Origin of the sequence: Microbacterium meiriae (assembly GCF_025143875.1) — a bacterium.
Taxonomy (GTDB): Bacteria; Actinomycetota; Actinomycetes; order Actinomycetales; family Microbacteriaceae; genus Microbacterium; species Microbacterium meiriae.
In genome coordinates, this window is record NZ_JAMBDU010000004.1 from 83328 (window position 1) to 100888 (window position 17561).

Genomic DNA, 17561 nt, shown 5'->3' on the forward strand with positions numbered 1-17561 from the left:
TGTCGAAGCGCGGGACCCGGCGTGGGTCGCTGAGCCTGTCGAAGCGCGGGGACCCGGCGTGGGTCGCTGAGCCTGTCGAAGCGCGGGGACTATTCGCCGATCCGGAGCCAGTCGTCGGCGACCTTCTCCCAGGCGTTCGTGCCCGACTTCAGGATGATCGGCCAGCCCGCGGTGTTCTGCGTGCCGAAGGCGTAGGGGGTGCCCACCATCGGGTTCTCGATCGGGTCCATGCCCTTCAGCGCCTCGGAGACGCTCTCCCGGGTGATGTCGCCGTCGATGCTCTTCAGCACCTCGATGAAGTACGTCGCCGCGAGGTAGCCGCCCTGGCTGAACGAGGTGAGGGGGATGTCGTTCTCCTCCATCAGCGTCCGCCAGTCCGCGTTGATGTCGCTGTCGTCCGTGAACGGGTAGAACTCGGCGGGGACGTAGATGCCGGCGCCCGCGTCGTCGATCGCGTCGGCGAAGTTCTCGCTGTAGACGCTCGTGAGGTAGAGCCAGGTCACGTCGTCCCAGCCCTGCGCGTTCGCGGCCTTGACCTGTCCGATCGCGTCGGGCTCGACCGGGTTGATCGCGAGGGCCTTGCAGCCCTGGTCCCGCGCCTTGACGATGTAGGGCGTGTAATCGGAGGCGCCGTACGGCACGGTGTCGTCGACGTACTTCGGCTCCTTGCCCGTGATCTCGGTCCACTTGTCGATCGCGGCCTGATAGGTCGGACGGGTGGAACCGGCGATCTCCAGCAGGATGCAGATGTCGTCGAGTCCGAGCACCTCGGAGCCGTACTGCAGCGTGAGGGTCATGTCGTTGAACGGGCCGACGTTCGCCGGCGAGATGTTCTCGCTGTCGAAGCAGCCCGTGTCGACGCCGATGCCGGGCACCGAGAGGATGCCCTCCTGCTCGTAGTACTTCGCGTTGATCTCGCACTCGATGAGGCTCGCGGAGCCCACGAGCGCGACGGCTTCGTCGCTGCCCACGATCTCCCGCGCCGAGGCGGTGGCCGTGGCGGGGTCGCCCTTGTCGTCGAGCATCTTGTACTCGATCGTGCGGCCGTCGAGGCCGCCGTCCTCGTTGAACGCGTCGAAGACGGCGGCAGCCGCCTGCGAGGCCTCCGGGAACGTCGCCGGGCCGCTGATCGTGTTCACGGAGCCGACGACGATGGGGGCACCGTCGCCCCCGGCTCCGTCGCCGCCGGCGCAGCCGGCGAGAGCGAGGGCGGCCACGGCGATGATCGCCGCGGCGCCGGATGCTCGTCTGTTCATGTGCTTCCTGCCTCTCCTGTTCGGGTCGTGCTGTCAGCTCGAAGGCTGGGTCTCGGTGCTCGTCGACGGCGCGCGCAGGGCGCGGTTCACGAGCTCCGTGTCGGTGAACTGCTCGAAGGCGACGATCTCGCCGCCCGCCACGCGCCAGACGTGGGCCACCCGGGCGGCGAAGAACCGCCCGGTGCGCTTGTAGGTGCCGGAGTAGGTGCCGATGCCGACCACGACGTCGCCGCCGTCGACGACCTCGTCGATCGCGACGGTGTAGTCGTCCCACTCCTCCTGGATGCGGCCGAAGACGTTCTCGGCGACCGCGTCCGGGCCGATGTACGTTCCGGCGTAGGGGAATCCGGCGGCCTCGGTCCACTCGATGTCGGCCGCGAAGGGCGCGAGCATGCCGTCCAGGTCGCCGCGGTCGTTGGCGGCGTAGTGGTCGCGGATCAGGTCTGCGTTGCTCATGTGCTCTCTTTCCGTGGTGGGTCGCTGCGCCCGTCTGGGTCCCTGAGCCTGTCGAAGGGCCCTGAGCCCGTCTGGGTCCCTGAGCCTGTCGAAGGGTCGAAGGGTCGAAGGGTCAGGCGGGCTGTGCGTCGGGGTAGGCGACGGCGCCCAGCGGGTAGATGTGTCCGCCGGCGCGGGAGTGCTCGGACTCGCCGTCGCCGTTGAGTCCGAGGAAGATCCCCGTCGTCATGAGCTGGTAGCCGAGGTCGTGAAGCCAGACGCTCGCCACCGCGATCCGGAACTCGCGGAAGCAGAACAGGTAGAGGCCGTCCGCGAACTTCCACACCGTGGAGAGGTCCATGTCGCCGTGACCGCGCTGGACGCCCTCCAGGCACTGCCACGCGTAGCGCTGGCTGGAGACGTAGACGTGCTCGTACAGGTGGTGGGGGCTGTAGCGGTAGATGTTCCGCTTGCCGATGAGGTCACGGCTCGGACCGGGGACCTCGCCGGTCGCGGGTCCGGCGTCAGTGGTCGCGGCCCAGAAGTCCTGCCCCACCTGCGGGGTGCCCTCGACGGCCTCGGCGGCGATGCGGGAGCGGATGACGGTGGCGCGGTGGGTCGTGGTGGAGAACACGACGGTGAGGGCTTCTCGCTCGCGGGTCTCGAAGGGGATGTTCACGAAGACGACGTCGTCACGGACGCGGACGGCGTCGTACGGGTCGCGACCGGAGGAGCCCAGGCCCTCCCAGGCCACGGAGTCCTCGTCGAAGCGGAGCGCGAGCGCGGTGTCGTCGTCGAGGGTGAGCGTGAGCGCGGTTCCGGCGAGCATCGTGTTTGGCAGGCGGAACGTGTCGATGCCCGCGGCGAACTCGTCGTACGTGCGCCATTCGTCCAGAGCGGGGTCGGCGGAGATGTCGGTCATGAGGGTCCTGACGTCGCACACGGCGGGGCCTCGTCGCCCCGGGCACCGCGTCGTCGCGATGCGCTTGCCTCATGCTCCGGCCGGCCCGGGGGAGCCCTCAAGCGCGCGGAGTCCATCCCGCACCGAGAGTCAACCGGCGTGCCCTCCCGGGCAAGCCCCGCCCCCGCGCAGCTCCGTCCCCGCGGTTCCGTCCCTGGATTCGCCCCTGGCCCCCGTGCGGGATCAAAACCGCCCCTGCCGGACGCGAGTGGGGTGCCTTCCTGATCCCGCACGGGCGTCCCGCCTGCGGCCGCCCCGGCGCGGGACGGAAACCGCCCCTGCCGGACGCGTGTGGGGTGCGTTCCTGATCCCGCACGCTGGAGTCGTGTCATCTGGCGCGCGGGAGTCGTGTCTCTCGCGCACGGAGTGCCGCGCGTCGGTGCGGGGTCGAAAGTGCCCCTGCCCGACGGGAGTGAGGTGCGTTCCTGATCCCGCACGCGGGGCGAGGGGATGGTGCGGGATCAGGAACGAGCGCGGGGCGAGCGCTGGCGGGGCGGTTTTGATCCCGCGCGCGACGGGGAGAACGGGAACAACAGGGTCAGTGGGTGGCGCGGTACTCGCTGGGGGAGACGCCGAAGGCGGTCTTGAACGCGCGGCTGAAATGCGCCGCGTCGACGAAGCCCCAGCGGGCGGCGATGGCGGCGACGGGGCGGTCGGCGAGCATCGGGTCGAGGAGGTCGCGACGGCACTGCTCCAGGCGGCGGGTGCGGATCCACGTCGACACGGTCACCCCCTGCTCCTGGAACAGTCCGTGCAGGTGGCGGGTGGAGATGAAGTGCGCGGCGGCGATGGAGGCCGGTCCGAGGTCCGTGGAGGCGAGGTTGCGGTCGATGTGCGAGCGGATCCGCTGCATGAGGGCACGGTGCGGGTCGGCGGAGACCTGGTCGAGACCGAGCTCCCGCGTGAAGACGGTGGTCACGAGGTCGAGGGCGCTGTGCGCGAGCCGGGCTCCCGTCGTGCCGGCGAGTTCATCGAGGTTGCCGGCGAGCTGCGTCAGGTACGGCACGACCATGCCGCCGAGCCCTTCCTGACCCGAGATGCGGACGGCCGTGAGCTGCCCGATCATGTCCGGCGGGAGGCTGATCAGGTGCTTCGGGAACATGACGACCATGGTGCGGAAGTCCTGGTCGAAGACGAGGGAGTACGGCCGATCGGTGTCGTAGACGGCGAGGTCGCCGGGCTCCAGCACGGCCTCGCGGTCGTCCTGGATGAGCAGGCCTGTCCCGGCGAGCATCAGGCTCACCTTGAAGTACGAGCGGTCCCCGCGGGCGATGAGCTCGGTGGTGCGCTCGACGACGTGCGAGGTCGCGCGGATGTCGTTGACGTGCACCTCGTCGACGGCGGCGCCGCGGATCACGCCGCGGAACTGGTCGGCGCCCGCGGTGGACACCTGCAGCGGGACGAACGACTCGGAGACGGCGGCGCGGAACTCGCTGATGTTGCGCGCGACGAGCGTGGACACCGATTCGGCGGGGGTGGTGAGGGCACCGTTCATGACTGATCACCTCGGGCTGGTGGGAACGACGACGTTGTATACGATCCGTTCCGTGATGCTACCACCGGCGACGATCCTGCGGGGGTGCCGTCTAGGATGTGGTCCGTGAACGGCGGGATGATGTCGACGGTGACGCAGCGGATCCGGCAGGTGCTCCGCCAGGTGCGCGGACCCGCCACCTCCGACGCGGTGTTCGAGGCGACCGCGCTGATCGTCGGTGCGGCGTTCCTCCTCGTCGGGTTCCTCGTGGCGTTGCCGGTGTTCTGGGGGCGGGAGCTCTCGATCAGCGGCACCGGCTCGATCGGTATGTTCGCGGCCTACGGCGGCGCGATCGCGGCGGCGCTCGCCTTCGCCCTGGGGCGGCTCGCTGTGCGGGTTCCGGAGCCCGACCCCACCCGCGCCAGGGACGGATTCGCGGTACCCGGCGACCGCCTGCGCTGGTACGACCTCGCCGCCATCGCCTTCGCGCACGCCGCGATCGCCTACCTCGGCTGGTTGGGGATCGCGCAGCTGCTGGAGCAGAGCTTCGTGGACGCCCCCGTCTTCGCGTTCCCCGGAGCGATCCTGGTCGCCGTGGCGTTCGCGCTCACGGGCTACGTCGCCTTCCTCAGCGCCGTCGCTCTGACGCCGACCGTGCTGTCGCTGGTCCTGGCGGTGTTCCTCGTCGTCGGGGCGTTCGCGGCGATGCTGGCCTCCAGTGACGTGCACTGGTGGCGCGACAACCTGTCGGCGCTGGGCATGAGCAGCAACAGCGCCTCGGTGGCCTTCAACGTGACCCTCGTCATCGCGGGGATCATGGTGACGACCATCTCGCGCTATGCGACGGCGGGGCTGCCTGTCGACGACCCGGTCGACCGCCGTGGCCGGACCATCGTGCGCGGCGGGCTCATCCTGATGGGCATCTTCCTCGCGTGCGTCGGGATCTTCCCCGTCGACGAGTTCTTCGGTCTGCACAACACCGTCGCGACGGGCATGGTGGTGGTGTTCGCGGTGGTCGTCGTCGGTCTGCCGTGGTTCGTGCGCAGCATCCCGCGCGTCTTCGTCGGCCTCGGCTGGACGTACGTGCTGGTCATCGTGCTGCTTGGGGCGTTCTTCGCTGTCGGCTACTACAACCTCACGGCGGTCGAGCTCATCGCGGCCGTGCTGATCTTCAGCTGGATCATCGTGTTCCTGCGCACGGCGGGGACGATGGGAAGCCACACGTCACGGACGGAGGCTCCGACGGTGCTGGACGCCCCTGTCCGCTGACGCACCCGCGCTCGGCGGCGTCGTCAGTCGCGGAGGAGGCGCGTCGCCTGACGCGTGCGCTGCAGGGCGTCGACGGTCTCGGCGTACCGCCGCTTGGCGACGCCGATGAACAGGCAGTCCACGAGGGCGAGCTGCGCGATCCGGCTCACCATCGCCCCGGCACGGAAGGTCGACTCGCGCACCTCGGTGAACAGGGCGTGGTCGGCGACCTGGGCGAGAGGGGAGTCCTTCACGGAGGTGACGGCGACGGTCGTCGCGCCGTTGGCGACGGCGGCTTCGAGGAACCGCACCGTCTCGATCGTCGACCCCGCGTGCGAGAACCCGATGGCGACGGTGGTCCTGACGGGCAGGACCGCGGCGGCGATCGCCTCGTGGGGGTCGGCGAGGACGTGGGCGTTGCGGCCGACGCGGAGGAGCTTGTGCGCGAGGTCCTCCGCGACGAACTGACTGGCGCCGATGCCGTAGAGGAGGATCCGGTCGGCGCCGTCGATAGCGGCGACAGCCGCCGCCAGCACAGCGAAGTCGAGCTGGCCGACGGTCTCCTCGATGGCGAGGAGCTCCAGGGCCGCGAGCTTGGAGACCGCCTCCTCGAGGGTGTCCTCGTCGGAGATCTCCGAGCCGTAGGCGCCGCGGGCGGAGAACTGCGCGGCCTCCTTGCCGAGCTCGGTGGCCAGGGCCATCCGCAGCGGCGCGTAGCCGGTGAAGCCGATCGCGCGGCAGAACCGCACGACGGAGGCGACCGAGGTTCGGCACTCCTCGGCGAGCTCGCTGATCGTCTTGTCGATCACGAGGCTCGGATTCTCCCGCACAGCGGCCGCGACGCGCGCCAGCGACGGGGGCAGGGTCGCAGCGGCGGCCTCGATCGTGGACTGGATGCTCACGGTATCCTCCGGAACGGCGGAACGGGATGGTAAATTCTTTTCAGCGAGTCTACGTGTTGTGTAGTCGCTTTTCTTTCTTTCCGCCGGATCCGAGGAGTGCCGATGAGCGAGACGACCGCCACCGTCGACCTCGGCAAGTCCCGCTGCCGCCTCGTCGTGCACGGCGCGACGGCCGGGGAGCGCTCCGGGATCGGAGCGCCGGGCCTCGCCGCGGCGGGCGGACTGGAGGCGGCGCTCACCGCGATTCTCCCGCTGCTCGACGGTGTCGAGCGCATCGACACGCTCGGCGTGGGGGCGGCCGGCGCCTGGTTCGCCCCGGAGGCGGCCGAGGAACTCGCCGCCGCGCTCGCCGCACGGACCGGAGCGCGCGTGGCCGTGGCGTCGGACGTGGTCACCGCCCATGCGGGCGCCCTCGACGGCGCGGCCGGCGTGCTGCTCATCGCCGGCACCGGAGCCGTGGCGCTGGGCGTCGACCCCTCCGGCGCGCGTCTGGTCGACGGCTGGGGCCCCGAGCTGGGCGACTTCGGCAGCGGATCCTGGCTCGGCCGCGAGGCGTTGCGGGCCGTGCTCCGTGCCCACGACGGGCTGGCGGCGCCCACCGCTCTCACCGCGGCGCTCGCCGCCCCCGTCGGCCCGCCCTCGGCCGTGCAGGCCTGGCTCGCCGCCGATGGCGCCCTCGCCCGCCGCCTCGCGACCCTCGCGCCCCTCGTGCTCGCCGCCGCCGCAGCCGACGACCGCATAGCCCGCGGGATCGTCGACGAGGCCGTCCGGCTCCTCGCGGCGACGACCGCTGCGGCCGCCGGGCCGACCGCGGACGTCGCACTGCACGGCGGCCTCACCGACCACGACGGATTCCGCGCCGCCCTCGCACGCGCGCTCGAAGGGAGCGGCCGTCGGGTCGTCCCCGCGCGAGGCGGCGCCATGGACGGGGCCCTGCTGCTGACCCGTCGCCTCGACCTCCCCCATGAAAGGTTCGTGCACCGTGCCGAATGACCCCCGTCTGACCACCCTTCTCGCCGAGCTCGCGGGCCTGGACACCGAGGCCTCGTCCACCGAGCGGGGCGATCTCGACCTGCTGAGCACCACTGAGCTCGTCGAGCGCATGAACGCCGAGGACCGTCGCGTGCCCGAGGCCGTGGCCGGTCGCACGGCGGAGATCGCGGCGGCGGTGGACGGCATCACGGAGCGCTTCCGACGCGGCGGTCGCCTCATCTACATCGGTGCGGGCACGGCAGGTCGCATCGGCGTGCTCGACGCGAGCGAGTGCCCGCCCACCTTCGGCACCGACCCGTCGATGGTGGTCGGACTCATCGCCGGCGGGGAGACGGCCATCCGCTCGGCGGTGGAGAACGCGGAGGACGACGACGAGGCCGCGGCCCTGGCTCTGCGCGACCTGGACCTCACCGAGCGGGACACGGTGGTGGGGATCTCGGCATCCGGCCGCACGCCCTACGTCATCGGCGGGCTGCGGTACGCCCGGGGCCTCGGCGCCCTCACGGTGGCGATCGCCTCGAACGCGGGGTCGGCGATCGGCACGGAGGCCGACATCGCGATCGAGGTCGTCACGGGGCCGGAGTTCATCTCGGGCTCCACGCGGCTGAAGTCCGGCACGGCCCAGAAGCTCGTCGTGAACATGCTGACGACGCTCTCGATGATCAAGCTCGGCAAGACGTACCGCGGGGTCATGGTCGACCTGCTGGCCACGAACGAGAAGCTGCACGCGCGCTCGATCCGCACGGTGTCGCAGCTCGCGGGTGTGGACGTGGACGCCGCGTCCGCCGCGCTACAGGCCGCGGACGGTTCCGTCAAGCTCGCGCTGCTCCTGCTCGCGACGGGCGCCTCCGCCGAGACCGCCGCTGAGGCGCTGGCCGCGGCCGACGGCATCCTCCGCGACGCGATCGCCGCCCTCGCCTGACCCGCTCTCCCCTCGGCAGGGATGAGAGACGCGCCTGACGGGAGCGATCGGGGCACCTTTTCGCACCCGCGACGGGCTGCCCGCTAGCGTGAGGGCATGCCCCTCGCTCTCGTCACCGGCGCCGCGCGCGCGAACAGCATCGCCGCGGGCATCGTCCCGCGGCTCCGTGCCGACGGCTGGACCGTCGTCACCAGCGACCTCGACGACGCCGATCACCCCGCCGACCTCTCCACCGCGGACGGACCGGAGCGCCTGATCGCCGAAGTTGCGGCAGCGCACGGCCCGATCTCCGCGCTCGTCCTCAGCCACGCGCACGACGTCGAGTCCGGAATCCTCGACACCACGGCGGAGAGCTTCGACCGGCACGTCGCCGTGAACGCGCGGGCGAGCCTGCTCCTCATCGCGGCCTTCGCCCGGCAGGCCGAGGAGGGCGGCGCGGTCGTGGCGCTCACGAGCGATCACGTGACCGGGAACCTGCCCTACGGGGCGTCCAAGGGGGCGCTGGACCGGCTCGTCATCTCGGCCGCACGGGAGCTCGGTCCGCGCGGCATCTCCGCCAACGTCCTGAACCCCGGCCCCATCGACACCGGATGGATGGACGAGGAGACGCGCGTCGGCCTCGCCGGGATGACTCCGCTCGGGCGCCTCGGCACCCCGGGTGACATCGCCGCCGTCGTCTCGTTCCTCGTCTCGGATGAGGGGCGCTGGATCTCTGGTCAGCTTCTCCACGCCGACGGGGCCTTCTCCGCCCGCTACTGATCGCGCGGCGGAGCGGCCCCGGGGGGCGCTCAGTGGCCGCAGGCGCAGGAGTCGCCGCCGCAACAGGAGGGCGTCGCCGTCGCGCCGCCGTGCGCCTGGGAGGACTCCGGCACGTCCATGGCGGGGTTCTGGTCGAGGAAACCGTAGGGCTTGAACCAGAATCCCGCGTAGTCCACGGGCATGATCGGCCAGTCCTCCGGGCGGGGGAAGTGCGTGAGGCCGAAGGTGTGCCACAGCACCATGTCCTCGCCGTCGATCCGGCGGTCGTCGGCCGTGTACTCCGGGAGGCCGGCGCCGCCCTGGTGCGCGTTGGGGTAGCGCCCGGCCGGCCAGATCTGCCCGTGCTCGTACCGGGTCGCCCAGAGGTGCTTCGTGGCGAAGGCCGCGCGCGCGGCGACGGAGGAGGCGGGGTCGGCCATCAGCAGGGCGGTCGGCTCCGGGACGAGGTGGTAGGCGGTCGGGCGGCCGACGTGGTTGGTCCGCGAGGCGCTCTGCACCTCCCACACCCGGGCGGCGGAGGAGTCGGCCTCACGCTGGGCGGCGTGCTCGGTCTCGAGCACCGTCTCCGACCAGGTGAACGCGTTGCCGAACGGGTTGTCCGGCCCCATCGGCACCCGCTGCGCGTCGACCTCCACGAGGCGGTTGTCCTGGCCGTCGATAGCCACGTCGAGCCGCGCGCAGAACAGATGCTGGTGGACCGGGGCGAAGACGCCGGGGGCGAGCTCGGTGGCGTGCTTCTGACGGACGCCCGGCTCCCCGGCGCCGGCGAACACGATGCCCGTGGCCTTGGCGACGACCTCGATGGAGCCGTCCAGTCCGAAGTTCCAGTAGAAGCCGTAGTCGTAGTTGCCGATCGTGGAGAAGTACGAGACCACGAAGCGCCGTGAGCGCCGCACGTCGGACCGTCCCGAGAGGTCGGTGTGCTTCCAGAGGATGCCGAAGTCCTCCTCGTGCATGCAGATCACGTTCGGGATGCGCACCGGGTGGCCGTGGTCGTCGGCGACGTAGCCGTCGAGATACCGGATCACGCCCAGGCAGTCGCAGCCGAGCTCCAGGTGGTTGGCGTTCTTGCCGAGGAGGTATTCGCCCGCGTCGAAGTAGCTGATCCAGAAGCGCCCGGGGGCGGTGTCACCGTACGGCACGACCATCTCCGGCACGCTCGCCCGGTGCAGCACGGAGCGCCCCTGGAACGACACGTCGTGCAGGACGAGGCCTTCGCGGGCGTTGAAGCCCACGCGCATGGACCAGCCCTCCCACTCGACGAGCGATCCGGACACGGCGAAGCTCGGCCCGTCCGGCTGGGTGATCTCGATGGGCCGCAGCGTCGTCCGTGCCGCGCCCTGCACCTCCGGGTAGTAGTTGCCGTGCCCGGCGGGCACCGGCACGTCGCCCTCGTCCTCGACGCGGATCACGCTGTCCGTGGTGAGGTCGATGTGCACGATCAGCCCCTCGACGGGGTGGGCCCACGGGGAATCCTGCTCGTCGTATCGGAGGAAGGTGAGGGACCGGATCACGCGGCGGCCCACCTCGTCGGCCCGGCCGGTGTAGCCCGGGGCCAGGGGGGAGCAGAAGGCGAGGGCCATGTGGTCCGCCAGGCCCCGCCGCCGCATGGCCGCCTGCCAGTCCGGGGACGCCTTGGCGATGGCCTCTGCCCGCTCGTACTCCTCGAACAGGTACTGCGGCTGGCCGTACGGCGGGGCGTCGTTCGGCACTCGCTCCTGCCGCACGACCTCGCCACGGGTGATCGAGACGATCAGCTCGGTCGCGACGCCGGTGGCGGTGTCGAGCAGCGTCACGTCGACACGGCGGTCGATGGGAGAGCCGGGACGCCAGGCCGCGAGCTCCTCCTTCGTGGCTTCGTCGGGGAGCAGCATCGGCACGCGGGTGGTCGCCGTCAGCAGGCCGGCTGCGTCGAGCACGGCGCGGGCGGCGGCGATCTCGGCACCGGTGAGCGGGTCGAGCGGGTGCGGGACGGCGATCGGCTCGAGGGAGACGGGCTGGGGGGAGTGCGGGGACATCGTTGACCTCACTATTTTCGAGCAAGTGCTCAAGAAACGGGTTGGCACGATGATACGACGGCGTGCACGGGCGCACAACCGTGGCGTGTGGGCGATGTCGAGGTCAGCGACGCCAGGGGGCGAGGATGCTGTCGAGGACCGCGAAGTGCGCCGCCGCCGTCTGCGGTTCGGTGACCTCGACGACCTGCTGGCCGTACGTGATCGAGCGCAGGAGGGCGAGGAGGTCGCCGGTGGGGGTGTCCGGGCGCAGCTCTCGGTCGCTCACCGCCTCCTCCAGTGCCTCGCGGATGCTGCCCTGCCACGTCGCGAGGGTCGGCGCTCCGGCGTCAGGAGTCGGGGCGAGGGTGGCCAGGCGCCCCCAGAAGCCGACGACGACGTGCGCCTCGGTGCGAGTGCGCTCGTCGACGGGGAGCACCTCGCCCATCAGGGCCCGCAGGCGCGCCAGGCCGCGGAGTCCGTCCGTCGCCGCGGCGATGCGCTCGTCGGTGCGACGGGTGACCTCGGCCGCGGCGGCCCGGACGACGTCGTCGAAGCCGTCGAAGTAGTGCCACAGGGAGCCGGTCGCGACGCCGAGCTCCTTCGCCACCGCCCGCGAGGACACGCTCTCATGGCCGTCTCTGGCAGCGACGACGAGCAGCGCGTCGGCGATCTGACGGCGACGCTCATCATGGTCGACGATGCGGGGCACGTGCTCATTGTGTCGCATGAAGTGCGGCCTCGCTTTTTTGAGCGAACGATCAATATACTTCGGCTGTGGACCTCCTGCTCCCGGCAGCATCGTTGCTGATGGCGGCGGCGGCGCTCGTGTCGGTCGGCGCCTGCCTCGCTGCGCGGCGCGCCGTGCCGTGGCAGGGGCGCCAGGCCGCGGTGGTGATGGCGGCGGGGATGCTGCTGATGGCGACGGGCGGGACCGGGCCGCTGGGTGCCCTGCTGATCGGTGCCCTGCTGCTCGTGTCCGGCATGATCGGCACGATGGGCGTCCGCGGGGCGACGTCCGCGGCCCCCTGCTGTCACCGCGCTCTCGGATCGCTCGTGATGGCGATCTGCGCCTTCCACGGCGCGGCGGGATCGGTCGGTCAAGGCGTGGTGACGTCCGCGGGGCACGGGGGTCATGGACTCGGCGGCGCGCTCGGCGCGCTCGTCCTCCTCGGCACTCTCAGCGTCGTCGCCTGGACGATCGCCGCAGGGTGGCGGACGACGGCGCATCGGGGCCGCGCCGCCCGGCTGCTCGCGGTGGAATCCTGGGCGATGGCGATCGGGGTCGTCGCGATGAGCATCGCGGGCTGACCGTCCGGTGCGACGGCCGACCTCACTCCCGCGCGGCGGGGCGGACGAAGGCCCAGGCGGCGATCGCCGCGACGGCGGCGGCCAGGGTCATGGTGACCGCCATCGTGACGGCGTTCGTGCCCCCGATCCCGGCGGCGACCGGGGCGAGCACCGGGCCGAACAGGAACGACGACATGCCGAGCAGGGCGGACGCCGTCCCCGCCCTGGCGCCGTGATGCGCGAGGGCGAGTGTCTGGCCGTTCGGGCCGCCGAGGCCCGCGCACAGCATGAACCCGACGAGTGCTGCCACCACGCCCGCCACCCCCGTCCCGCTCAGTGCCAGGACGAGGAAGGTCGTGGTCGCGACGAGCGTCGCCGTGACCCCGCCGAGGTAGACGCGGAGGGGGCCGAAGCGGCGCACGACCAGGCGGCTCGACTGGCTGCCGACGATGCTCGCGAGGGCGCCGGCGGCGAAGGCGAGACTGAAGCTCTGCGGGCTGAGGCCGAACTCGTCCTGCAGCACGAACGACGACATCGAGAGATAGGTGAAGAACGCCACGCCCGCACCGGCGGAGGCGCACAGGACCGCGGCGAAGAGCCGGTCGCCCAGCACGGCGCCGGCATGCGCCCGCAGCACGCGGAGGCCTCCGCCGTGGCGCGCCTCCGGTCGCAGCGTCTCCGGCAGGAGGAAGACGACCACGAGCAGCAGGATGACGCCGATCCCGCTGAGCACCCCGAAGATCCCGCGCCAGTCCATGATGCGGGCGAGCTGGCCGCCCACCACCGGCGCGATGATCGGCGCGGTGCCCGAGACGAGGAACAGCAGCGAGAGCATGCGGGAGAGCTCGATGCCCTCGAACTGGTCGCGGGCGATCGCCAGGCAGATCACGATGCCCGCCGATCCCGCCAGCCCCTGCAGGAAGCGAGCGACGAGCAGCAGCTCGATGGTCGGGGCGACCGCGCACACCGCGGAGAGCACCGCGAACGCCGCGACTCCGACCAGCAGCGGCAGACGTCTGCCCAGCCGGTCGCTGAGGGGACCGGCCACGAGCTGCCCCAGGCCGAGGCCGATCATGCACGCCGACATGGTCACCTGCGCCAGGGCCTCGGTCGTGCCGAGCGACGCCGCGAGCTGGGGGAGCTGGGGCAGGTAGAGGTCCATCGACAGCGGACCGAAGGCTTCCAGCATGCCGAGCACCAGCATCGCCCGCAGCGTGCCCATCCGCGCGGGCTCACCGCGCGCCGGGAGACTCATCCGCCCAGGCGCAGCACGCGGCGCAGCCAGCTCTCCCGCGCGGCCACCGCGGCCTGCGAGACCTCGGCCTCGGGGGAGAACCCGGAGAAGCCGTGGTAGCCGCCCGCCCAGACGTGCAGTTCCGCCTGCCCGCCCGTGGCCCAGATCCGCGACGCGTAGTCGACGGCCTCATCGCGGAAGGTCTCCGCGGCACCCACCTCGATGAACGCCGGAGCGAGTCCCCACAGATCCGTGGCCCGGGTCGGCGCCGTGTACGGCGACACGCGGTCGGTGAACCGGTCGGCTCCGGCGATCGCGTCCCACGCGGTGTCGTTGTTGTTCCGGTCCCAGGCGCCGAAGCCGTCGTACTGCCGGCTCGACGGGGTCTCGTTGCGGTCGTCGAGCATCGGGCAGCCGAGGAGCTGCCCGGCCAGCCGTGGTCCGCCGCGGTCGCGGGAGAGTAGCGCGACCGCCGCCGAGAGTCCGCCGCCGGCGCTCTGCCCGGACGCGACGATGCGGGAGGTGTCGATGCCGAGCTCGTCGGCGTGGGCGACCATCCACTCCAGTGCCGCGTAGCAGTCCTCCGCCTGCGCCGGTCCGGGGTGCTCCGGGGCGAGACGGTACTCGACCGCGACGCCGACGACACCGTGCCGCTCGGCGAGGTCGATGAGCTCGGCGGTGCCGAAGAAGCGCGTGCCGAGCACCATGCCGCCGCCGTGGATCGACAGCACCGCCGGTGCCGGGTCTGCGGGCGCCTGCGCCGGGCGCACGATGGTGACCTCGAGGTCCGGAGCCCCGACGGGGCCGGGGATGACCCGGTCCTCCCAGGTCACGGCGCGACCCTCCGCCTGCACGGCCATCGGCGGGATGATCGTGGCGAAGTGATCGCGGTTGGCGTGGATGGTGTCCGCGCGCAGCGGGATGACCTCGACGAGGTCGACGAAGGCGTCGAGTCCGGCGACGAGCTCCGGGTCGTAGGGCACCGGTTCGGGCGTGCTCATGCGGCGGTCCGCCAGATCCGTCGCAGCCAGGAGGCACGTGCGGCGAGGGCAGCGCGGGTGATCTCGGCGTCCGGCATGTACATGTCGAAGCCGTGGGCGCCGCCGCCCCACACGTGCAGCTCGGCCTGACCGCCGGTCTCCCAGATCCGGAGGGCGTACACGGTGTCCTCGTCGCGGAACATCTCCGCCTCGCCGACCTCGATGTAGGCGGGCGGAAGGCCGGAGACGTCTGTCGCCCGGCTCGGCGCGGCGTAGGCGGGAGCCTCGACGCTGAAGGCGAGCTCCTCGCCGAGGACGCACGACCAGGCGAGGAGGTTCATGTCGCGCTGCCAGGTGCCGATGCCGTCGTACTGCCGACTGGCCACCGTGGTGTTGGTGTTGTCGATCATGGGACACAGCAGCAGCTGCCCGGCCATGACGGGGCCCCGCCGATCACGCGCCAGCAAGGCGACGGCCGCGGTGAGGCCCCCGCCCGCGCTGCCGCCGCCCACGACGATGCGCGCGGGGTCGATGCCGAGCTCCGTGGCGTGGGTGTGCGTCCACACGAAGGCCGCGTAGCAGTCCTCCACGCCCGCGGGGTACGGGTCCTCCGGAGCGAGGCGGTACTCGACGTTCACGGCCACGACGCCGTGCTCCGCGACGATGTCGACGACTCGAGCCGTCTCCCAGGAGCGGTGGCCGACGATCATGCCGCCGCCGTGGATGTTCACGAAGCCGGGGAGCGTCGAGGTCTCCGAGCCGGCGGGGCGGAAGATCGTGACCTCGATGTCCGGTGCTCCGGGCGGGCCGGGGATGACGCGGTCCTCCCAGGTGATGTCCCGGCCGGCGATCACGGCGTCGTTGTCCGGGAACATCCGGTCGACGCCGTCGCGCGGCAGGGTCTCGCGGGTGAGGGCGGGCTGCGGGTTCTTCGCGATCTCGTCGAGCACGGCCTGCACGTCGGGATCGAAGGGGACGGGGATGGTCATGGTTCTCCTCGGGTGGGACGGCGTCAGGGGCCTTCGGGGTCGACGACCCCGCGGTCGGCCCAGAAGGGCTCGACGAGACGGCGCAGCTCGGCGGCGCCGACGCGGTCGACGAGGGCGGCCGCGTCGAGGTTCGCCCGCAGCTGCGCGACGCGGGAGGCGCCGAACAGCGTCGTCGTCAGGGCGGGGTGGGTGAGGGTGAACGCGATGCCGAGCTGGGCGGGGGTCACGTCGAGGTCGTCGGCGACCGCCGTGAACGCGGGGACGTCGGCGATGATCCGTTCGCGGATGCCGCCAGGGTCGCGCCCGATCTGCCGGTCGCCGATCACCTTCCCGGCGAGGATCCCGCCCTCCAGGCAGTCCGAGGCCTGCAGCGTGAGGCCCTGCTCCCAGAGGCGCGCGAAGGGCTCGCCGTCCGGGATCGACCGCCGCGAGACGCTGTACTTGAGCTGCGCGATCTGCGGACCGGGCACGCCTTCCGCGGCGGCGAGGTCGATCAGGGCCTGGATGCTCGCCGCCGACCAGTTGTTCACGCCCCACGCGCGGATGAGGCCGGCGTCGGCGAGCGCGGCGAGGTCGAGCACGAGATCGCGCAGCTCGAGGTCGTCGCGGCGGAGGTCGCCGAGGATCACGAGGTCGGCGTGCTCGACTCCCACCCGCATCAGCGCGTTCTCGAGCTGTGGACGGAAGCCGTCGGCGCCGAAGGCCTCGAGCCAGAGCTTCGACGACAGCAGCCACTCCTCTCGGCGCAGCCCGGCCGCGCGCACCATCGCCGAGAAGATCACGTCGGTGAAGACGGGCGGGGCGCCGGGCGCGGAGTACACGCCCACGTCGAAGAGGTTCACGCCGCGGTCGGTGGCCTCGCGGAGGAGCGCCACCGCGTCGGCGAAGTCCATGCGGTCGTAGGTGTGCCAGGAGCCGAGGGAGAACAGGGAGGCGTGCAGGCCGCTGCGGCCGATCTCGCGGAGGGGGAGGGGAGTGGTCATGGTGCTCCTCAGAGGCTCGGGTCGATGACGGCCTTGACCTCATCGAGGTGGTGCATGTGGGCGATCTTCGCGGAGGCGTCGGCGAGGCCGACCGGGGCGCTGAACAGGTCGTCCCAGGGGAAGCGGTCGGCGAACGCCATGAAGAAGTCGATCGCACGGGCGTAGTCGGAGATGTCGCCGTTGAGCGAGCCGACGACCGTGAGCTCCTTGCCCATGATCGTGCTGAGGGCGAAGCCGTCCCCGGCCGGACCGGTCGAGCCCACGATCGCCACGGTGCCGCGTTGGGCGGCCATGCCGACGGCGTCCGGGCCGACGCTCGGGGCTCCAGCGAAGTCGAACACGTGGTCCGCCCCCTCGCCTCCGGTGAGCGCCAGGACCTGGTCGACGACGGGCCCGTCGCGGAAGTCCACGACGGCGTCGGCGCCGAAGCGGGCGGCGAGCTCCAGACGAGCCGCGGGTGCGCCGACGGTGATGACCTGCCCGGCACCCGCGATCCTCGCGACTGCGGTGGCGAAGATGCCGAGGGCGCCGGAGCCCTGCACCACCACGCGGGAGCCGGGACGGATCCGGCCGGCCCGCTCGAACGCGCGGAGGACGGTCTTCGCGGCGCAGCCCGCCATGGAGGCCCAGGTGTCCTTGACGGCCGCCGGGAGCAGGAGCGTGGCGGCATCCGGGGTCACGTACGCGTACTCGGAGAGCCCGGCCGTCGCGAACGGCGGAACGTCGGCGCGCTGGAGGAAGCCGTAGCCGCGGCGGGAGCACGCGACCGGCTCGCGCAGCACGACGCAGCCGTGGCACTCGCCGCAGGTGGACTCCGACCAGCCGATCCGGTCGCCGGGGGAGAGTGCGCGGCCGAGCGCGTCGCGGGTGTCGGGCCCGGTGGCCACGATCTCGCCGACCATCTCGTGACCGAGGACCATGGGCAGCATGCCGGGGAACGACATCTTCCCCTCCCAGATCTCGATGTCCGTGCCGCACAGCGTCGTGCAGGCGATGCGGACGAGGGCGGCGCCGGGTTCGATCTCGGCGGGCAGCGGGAGGTCCTGCAGCGTGAGCGGCTCGCCGTGCGCGGTGAGCACCGCGGCGCGGGTGGTGGTGGGGAGGGTCATGGTTCTCCAGTCGCGGGGCGGGTGGCGGGATC

17 protein-coding genes are annotated in these 17561 nt (G+C 71.9%); 5 read left to right on the forward strand and 12 right to left on the reverse strand.

Annotation, left to right across the window (positions count from 1 at the left end; all coding sequences use genetic code 11):
• Positions 1-89 precede the first annotated feature (89 nt).
• The 4 genes from M4D53_RS03815 to M4D53_RS03830 form a co-directional block, all read right to left on the reverse strand.
• A complete protein-coding gene (locus tag M4D53_RS03815) occupies positions 90-1256 on the reverse strand; it encodes an ABC transporter substrate-binding protein (RefSeq protein WP_187663528.1) in 1167 nt (388 codons plus the stop codon).
• A gap of 33 nt (positions 1257-1289) precedes the next feature.
• Positions 1290-1712: a nuclear transport factor 2 family protein gene (locus M4D53_RS03820; RefSeq protein ID WP_187663529.1), complete on the reverse strand. Its 423-nt coding sequence runs from the start codon at positions 1710-1712 to the stop codon at positions 1290-1292.
• Between the two features lie 112 nt (positions 1713-1824).
• Positions 1825-2613, reverse strand: a complete 789-nt coding sequence (locus M4D53_RS03825; RefSeq protein ID WP_259952061.1) for a MoaF C-terminal domain-containing protein — start codon at positions 2611-2613, stop codon at positions 1825-1827.
• Positions 2614-3190: 577 nt separating this feature from the next.
• Positions 3191-4147, reverse strand: a complete 957-nt coding sequence (locus M4D53_RS03830; protein WP_259952063.1) for an AraC-like ligand-binding domain-containing protein — start codon at positions 4145-4147, stop codon at positions 3191-3193.
• Positions 4148-4252: 105 nt separating this feature from the next.
• Between M4D53_RS03830 and M4D53_RS03835 the strand changes: the two genes are divergently transcribed.
• Positions 4253-5395: a DUF998 domain-containing protein gene (locus tag M4D53_RS03835; protein WP_259952064.1), complete on the forward strand. Its 1143-nt coding sequence runs from the start codon at positions 4253-4255 to the stop codon at positions 5393-5395.
• A gap of 23 nt (positions 5396-5418) precedes the next feature.
• On the opposite strand, the gene M4D53_RS03840 is transcribed toward M4D53_RS03835, so the two are convergent.
• Entirely contained in the window at positions 5419-6276 is an 858-nt protein-coding gene (locus tag M4D53_RS03840) for a MurR/RpiR family transcriptional regulator (RefSeq protein WP_259952066.1), read from the reverse strand.
• A 102-nt stretch (positions 6277-6378) separates the two neighbouring features.
• Between M4D53_RS03840 and M4D53_RS03845 the strand changes: the two genes are divergently transcribed.
• The 3 genes from M4D53_RS03845 to M4D53_RS03855 all read left to right on the forward strand — a co-directional run bounded on the left by M4D53_RS03845 (position 6379) and on the right by M4D53_RS03855 (position 8950).
• Positions 6379-7269: a BadF/BadG/BcrA/BcrD ATPase family protein gene (locus M4D53_RS03845; protein ID WP_259952069.1), complete on the forward strand. Its 891-nt coding sequence runs from the start codon at positions 6379-6381 to the stop codon at positions 7267-7269.
• Positions 7259-8191: an N-acetylmuramic acid 6-phosphate etherase gene (gene murQ, locus M4D53_RS03850; RefSeq protein ID WP_259952070.1), complete on the forward strand. Its 933-nt coding sequence runs from the start codon at positions 7259-7261 to the stop codon at positions 8189-8191. Before M4D53_RS03845 ends, murQ begins: the two co-directional genes overlap by 11 nt.
• Before the next feature lie 96 nt (positions 8192-8287).
• Positions 8288-8950, forward strand: coding sequence for an SDR family oxidoreductase (locus M4D53_RS03855; RefSeq protein WP_259952072.1), 663 nt, complete (start codon positions 8288-8290; stop codon positions 8948-8950).
• Between the two features lie 29 nt (positions 8951-8979).
• Here the strand turns inward: M4D53_RS03855 and M4D53_RS03860 are convergent, their stop codons facing one another.
• Positions 8980-10968 (reverse strand): primary-amine oxidase, encoded by a 1989-nt coding sequence (locus tag M4D53_RS03860; protein ID WP_259952074.1) that lies wholly within the window; start codon positions 10966-10968, stop codon positions 8980-8982.
• A gap of 103 nt (positions 10969-11071) precedes the next feature.
• The gene (locus M4D53_RS03865) at positions 11072-11656 is read right to left on the reverse strand and encodes a TetR/AcrR family transcriptional regulator (protein WP_259952075.1); all 585 of its coding nucleotides are present in this window, start codon (positions 11654-11656) and stop codon (positions 11072-11074) included.
• 65 nt (positions 11657-11721) lie between these two features.
• On the opposite strand from M4D53_RS03865, the gene M4D53_RS03870 reads away from it, so the two are divergent.
• On the forward strand, positions 11722-12255 hold the full coding sequence (locus M4D53_RS03870) for a hypothetical protein (RefSeq protein WP_259952076.1): 534 nt from the start codon (positions 11722-11724) through the stop codon (positions 12253-12255).
• Positions 12256-12277: 22 nt separating this feature from the next.
• Here M4D53_RS03870 and M4D53_RS03875 read toward each other — a convergent pair whose 3' ends face one another.
• The 5 genes from M4D53_RS03875 to M4D53_RS03895 are packed head-to-tail and all read right to left on the reverse strand — an operon-like array spanning position 12278 to position 17529.
• The gene (locus M4D53_RS03875) at positions 12278-13489 is read right to left on the reverse strand and encodes a multidrug effflux MFS transporter (protein ID WP_232089195.1); all 1212 of its coding nucleotides are present in this window, start codon (positions 13487-13489) and stop codon (positions 12278-12280) included.
• Entirely contained in the window at positions 13486-14469 is a 984-nt protein-coding gene (locus M4D53_RS03880; RefSeq protein WP_259952078.1) for an alpha/beta hydrolase, read from the reverse strand. The genes M4D53_RS03875 and M4D53_RS03880 overlap by 4 nt, the downstream gene beginning before the upstream one ends.
• Positions 14466-15437 carry an alpha/beta hydrolase gene (locus M4D53_RS03885; protein ID WP_187663540.1) on the reverse strand — a complete coding sequence of 324 codons (972 nt, stop codon included), beginning with the start codon at positions 15435-15437 and terminating at the stop codon, positions 14466-14468. Before M4D53_RS03885 ends, M4D53_RS03880 begins: the two co-directional genes overlap by 4 nt.
• Before the next feature lie 23 nt (positions 15438-15460).
• Entirely contained in the window at positions 15461-16420 is a 960-nt protein-coding gene (locus M4D53_RS03890) for an aldo/keto reductase (protein WP_259952080.1), read from the reverse strand.
• Positions 16421-16428: 8 nt separating this feature from the next.
• Positions 16429-17529, reverse strand: a complete 1101-nt coding sequence (locus M4D53_RS03895) for a zinc-binding dehydrogenase (protein ID WP_259952081.1) — start codon at positions 17527-17529, stop codon at positions 16429-16431.
• Positions 17530-17561: the final 32 nt, after the last annotated feature.

Excerpts from the sequence above, each read along its gene's own strand:
- M4D53_RS03815 (WP_187663528.1), bottom strand. The coding sequence starts at position 1,256 with ATGAACAGACGAGCATCCGGCGCCGCGGCGATCATCGCCGTGGCCGCC.
- M4D53_RS03820 (WP_187663529.1), bottom strand. The coding sequence starts at position 1,712 with ATGAGCAACGCAGACCTGATCCGCGACCACTACGCCGCCAACGACCGC.
- M4D53_RS03830 (WP_259952063.1), bottom strand. The coding sequence starts at position 4,147 with ATGAACGGTGCCCTCACCACCCCCGCCGAATCGGTGTCCACGCTCGTC.
- M4D53_RS03890 (WP_259952080.1), bottom strand. The coding sequence starts at position 16,420 with ATGACCACTCCCCTCCCCCTCCGCGAGATCGGCCGCAGCGGCCTGCAC.
- M4D53_RS03885 (WP_187663540.1), bottom strand. The coding sequence starts at position 15,437 with ATGACCATCCCCGTCCCCTTCGATCCCGACGTGCAGGCCGTGCTCGAC.
- M4D53_RS03845 (WP_259952069.1), top strand. The coding sequence starts at position 6,379 with ATGAGCGAGACGACCGCCACCGTCGACCTCGGCAAGTCCCGCTGCCGC.
- M4D53_RS03895 (WP_259952081.1), bottom strand. The coding sequence starts at position 17,529 with ATGACCCTCCCCACCACCACCCGCGCCGCGGTGCTCACCGCGCACGGC.
- M4D53_RS03860 (WP_259952074.1), bottom strand. The coding sequence starts at position 10,968 with ATGTCCCCGCACTCCCCCCAGCCCGTCTCCCTCGAGCCGATCGCCGTC.
- M4D53_RS03825 (WP_259952061.1), bottom strand. The coding sequence starts at position 2,613 with ATGACCGACATCTCCGCCGACCCCGCTCTGGACGAATGGCGCACGTAC.
- M4D53_RS03875 (WP_232089195.1), bottom strand. The coding sequence starts at position 13,489 with ATGAGTCTCCCGGCGCGCGGTGAGCCCGCGCGGATGGGCACGCTGCGG.
- M4D53_RS03880 (WP_259952078.1), bottom strand. The coding sequence starts at position 14,469 with ATGAGCACGCCCGAACCGGTGCCCTACGACCCGGAGCTCGTCGCCGGA.
- M4D53_RS03855 (WP_259952072.1), top strand. The coding sequence starts at position 8,288 with ATGCCCCTCGCTCTCGTCACCGGCGCCGCGCGCGCGAACAGCATCGCC.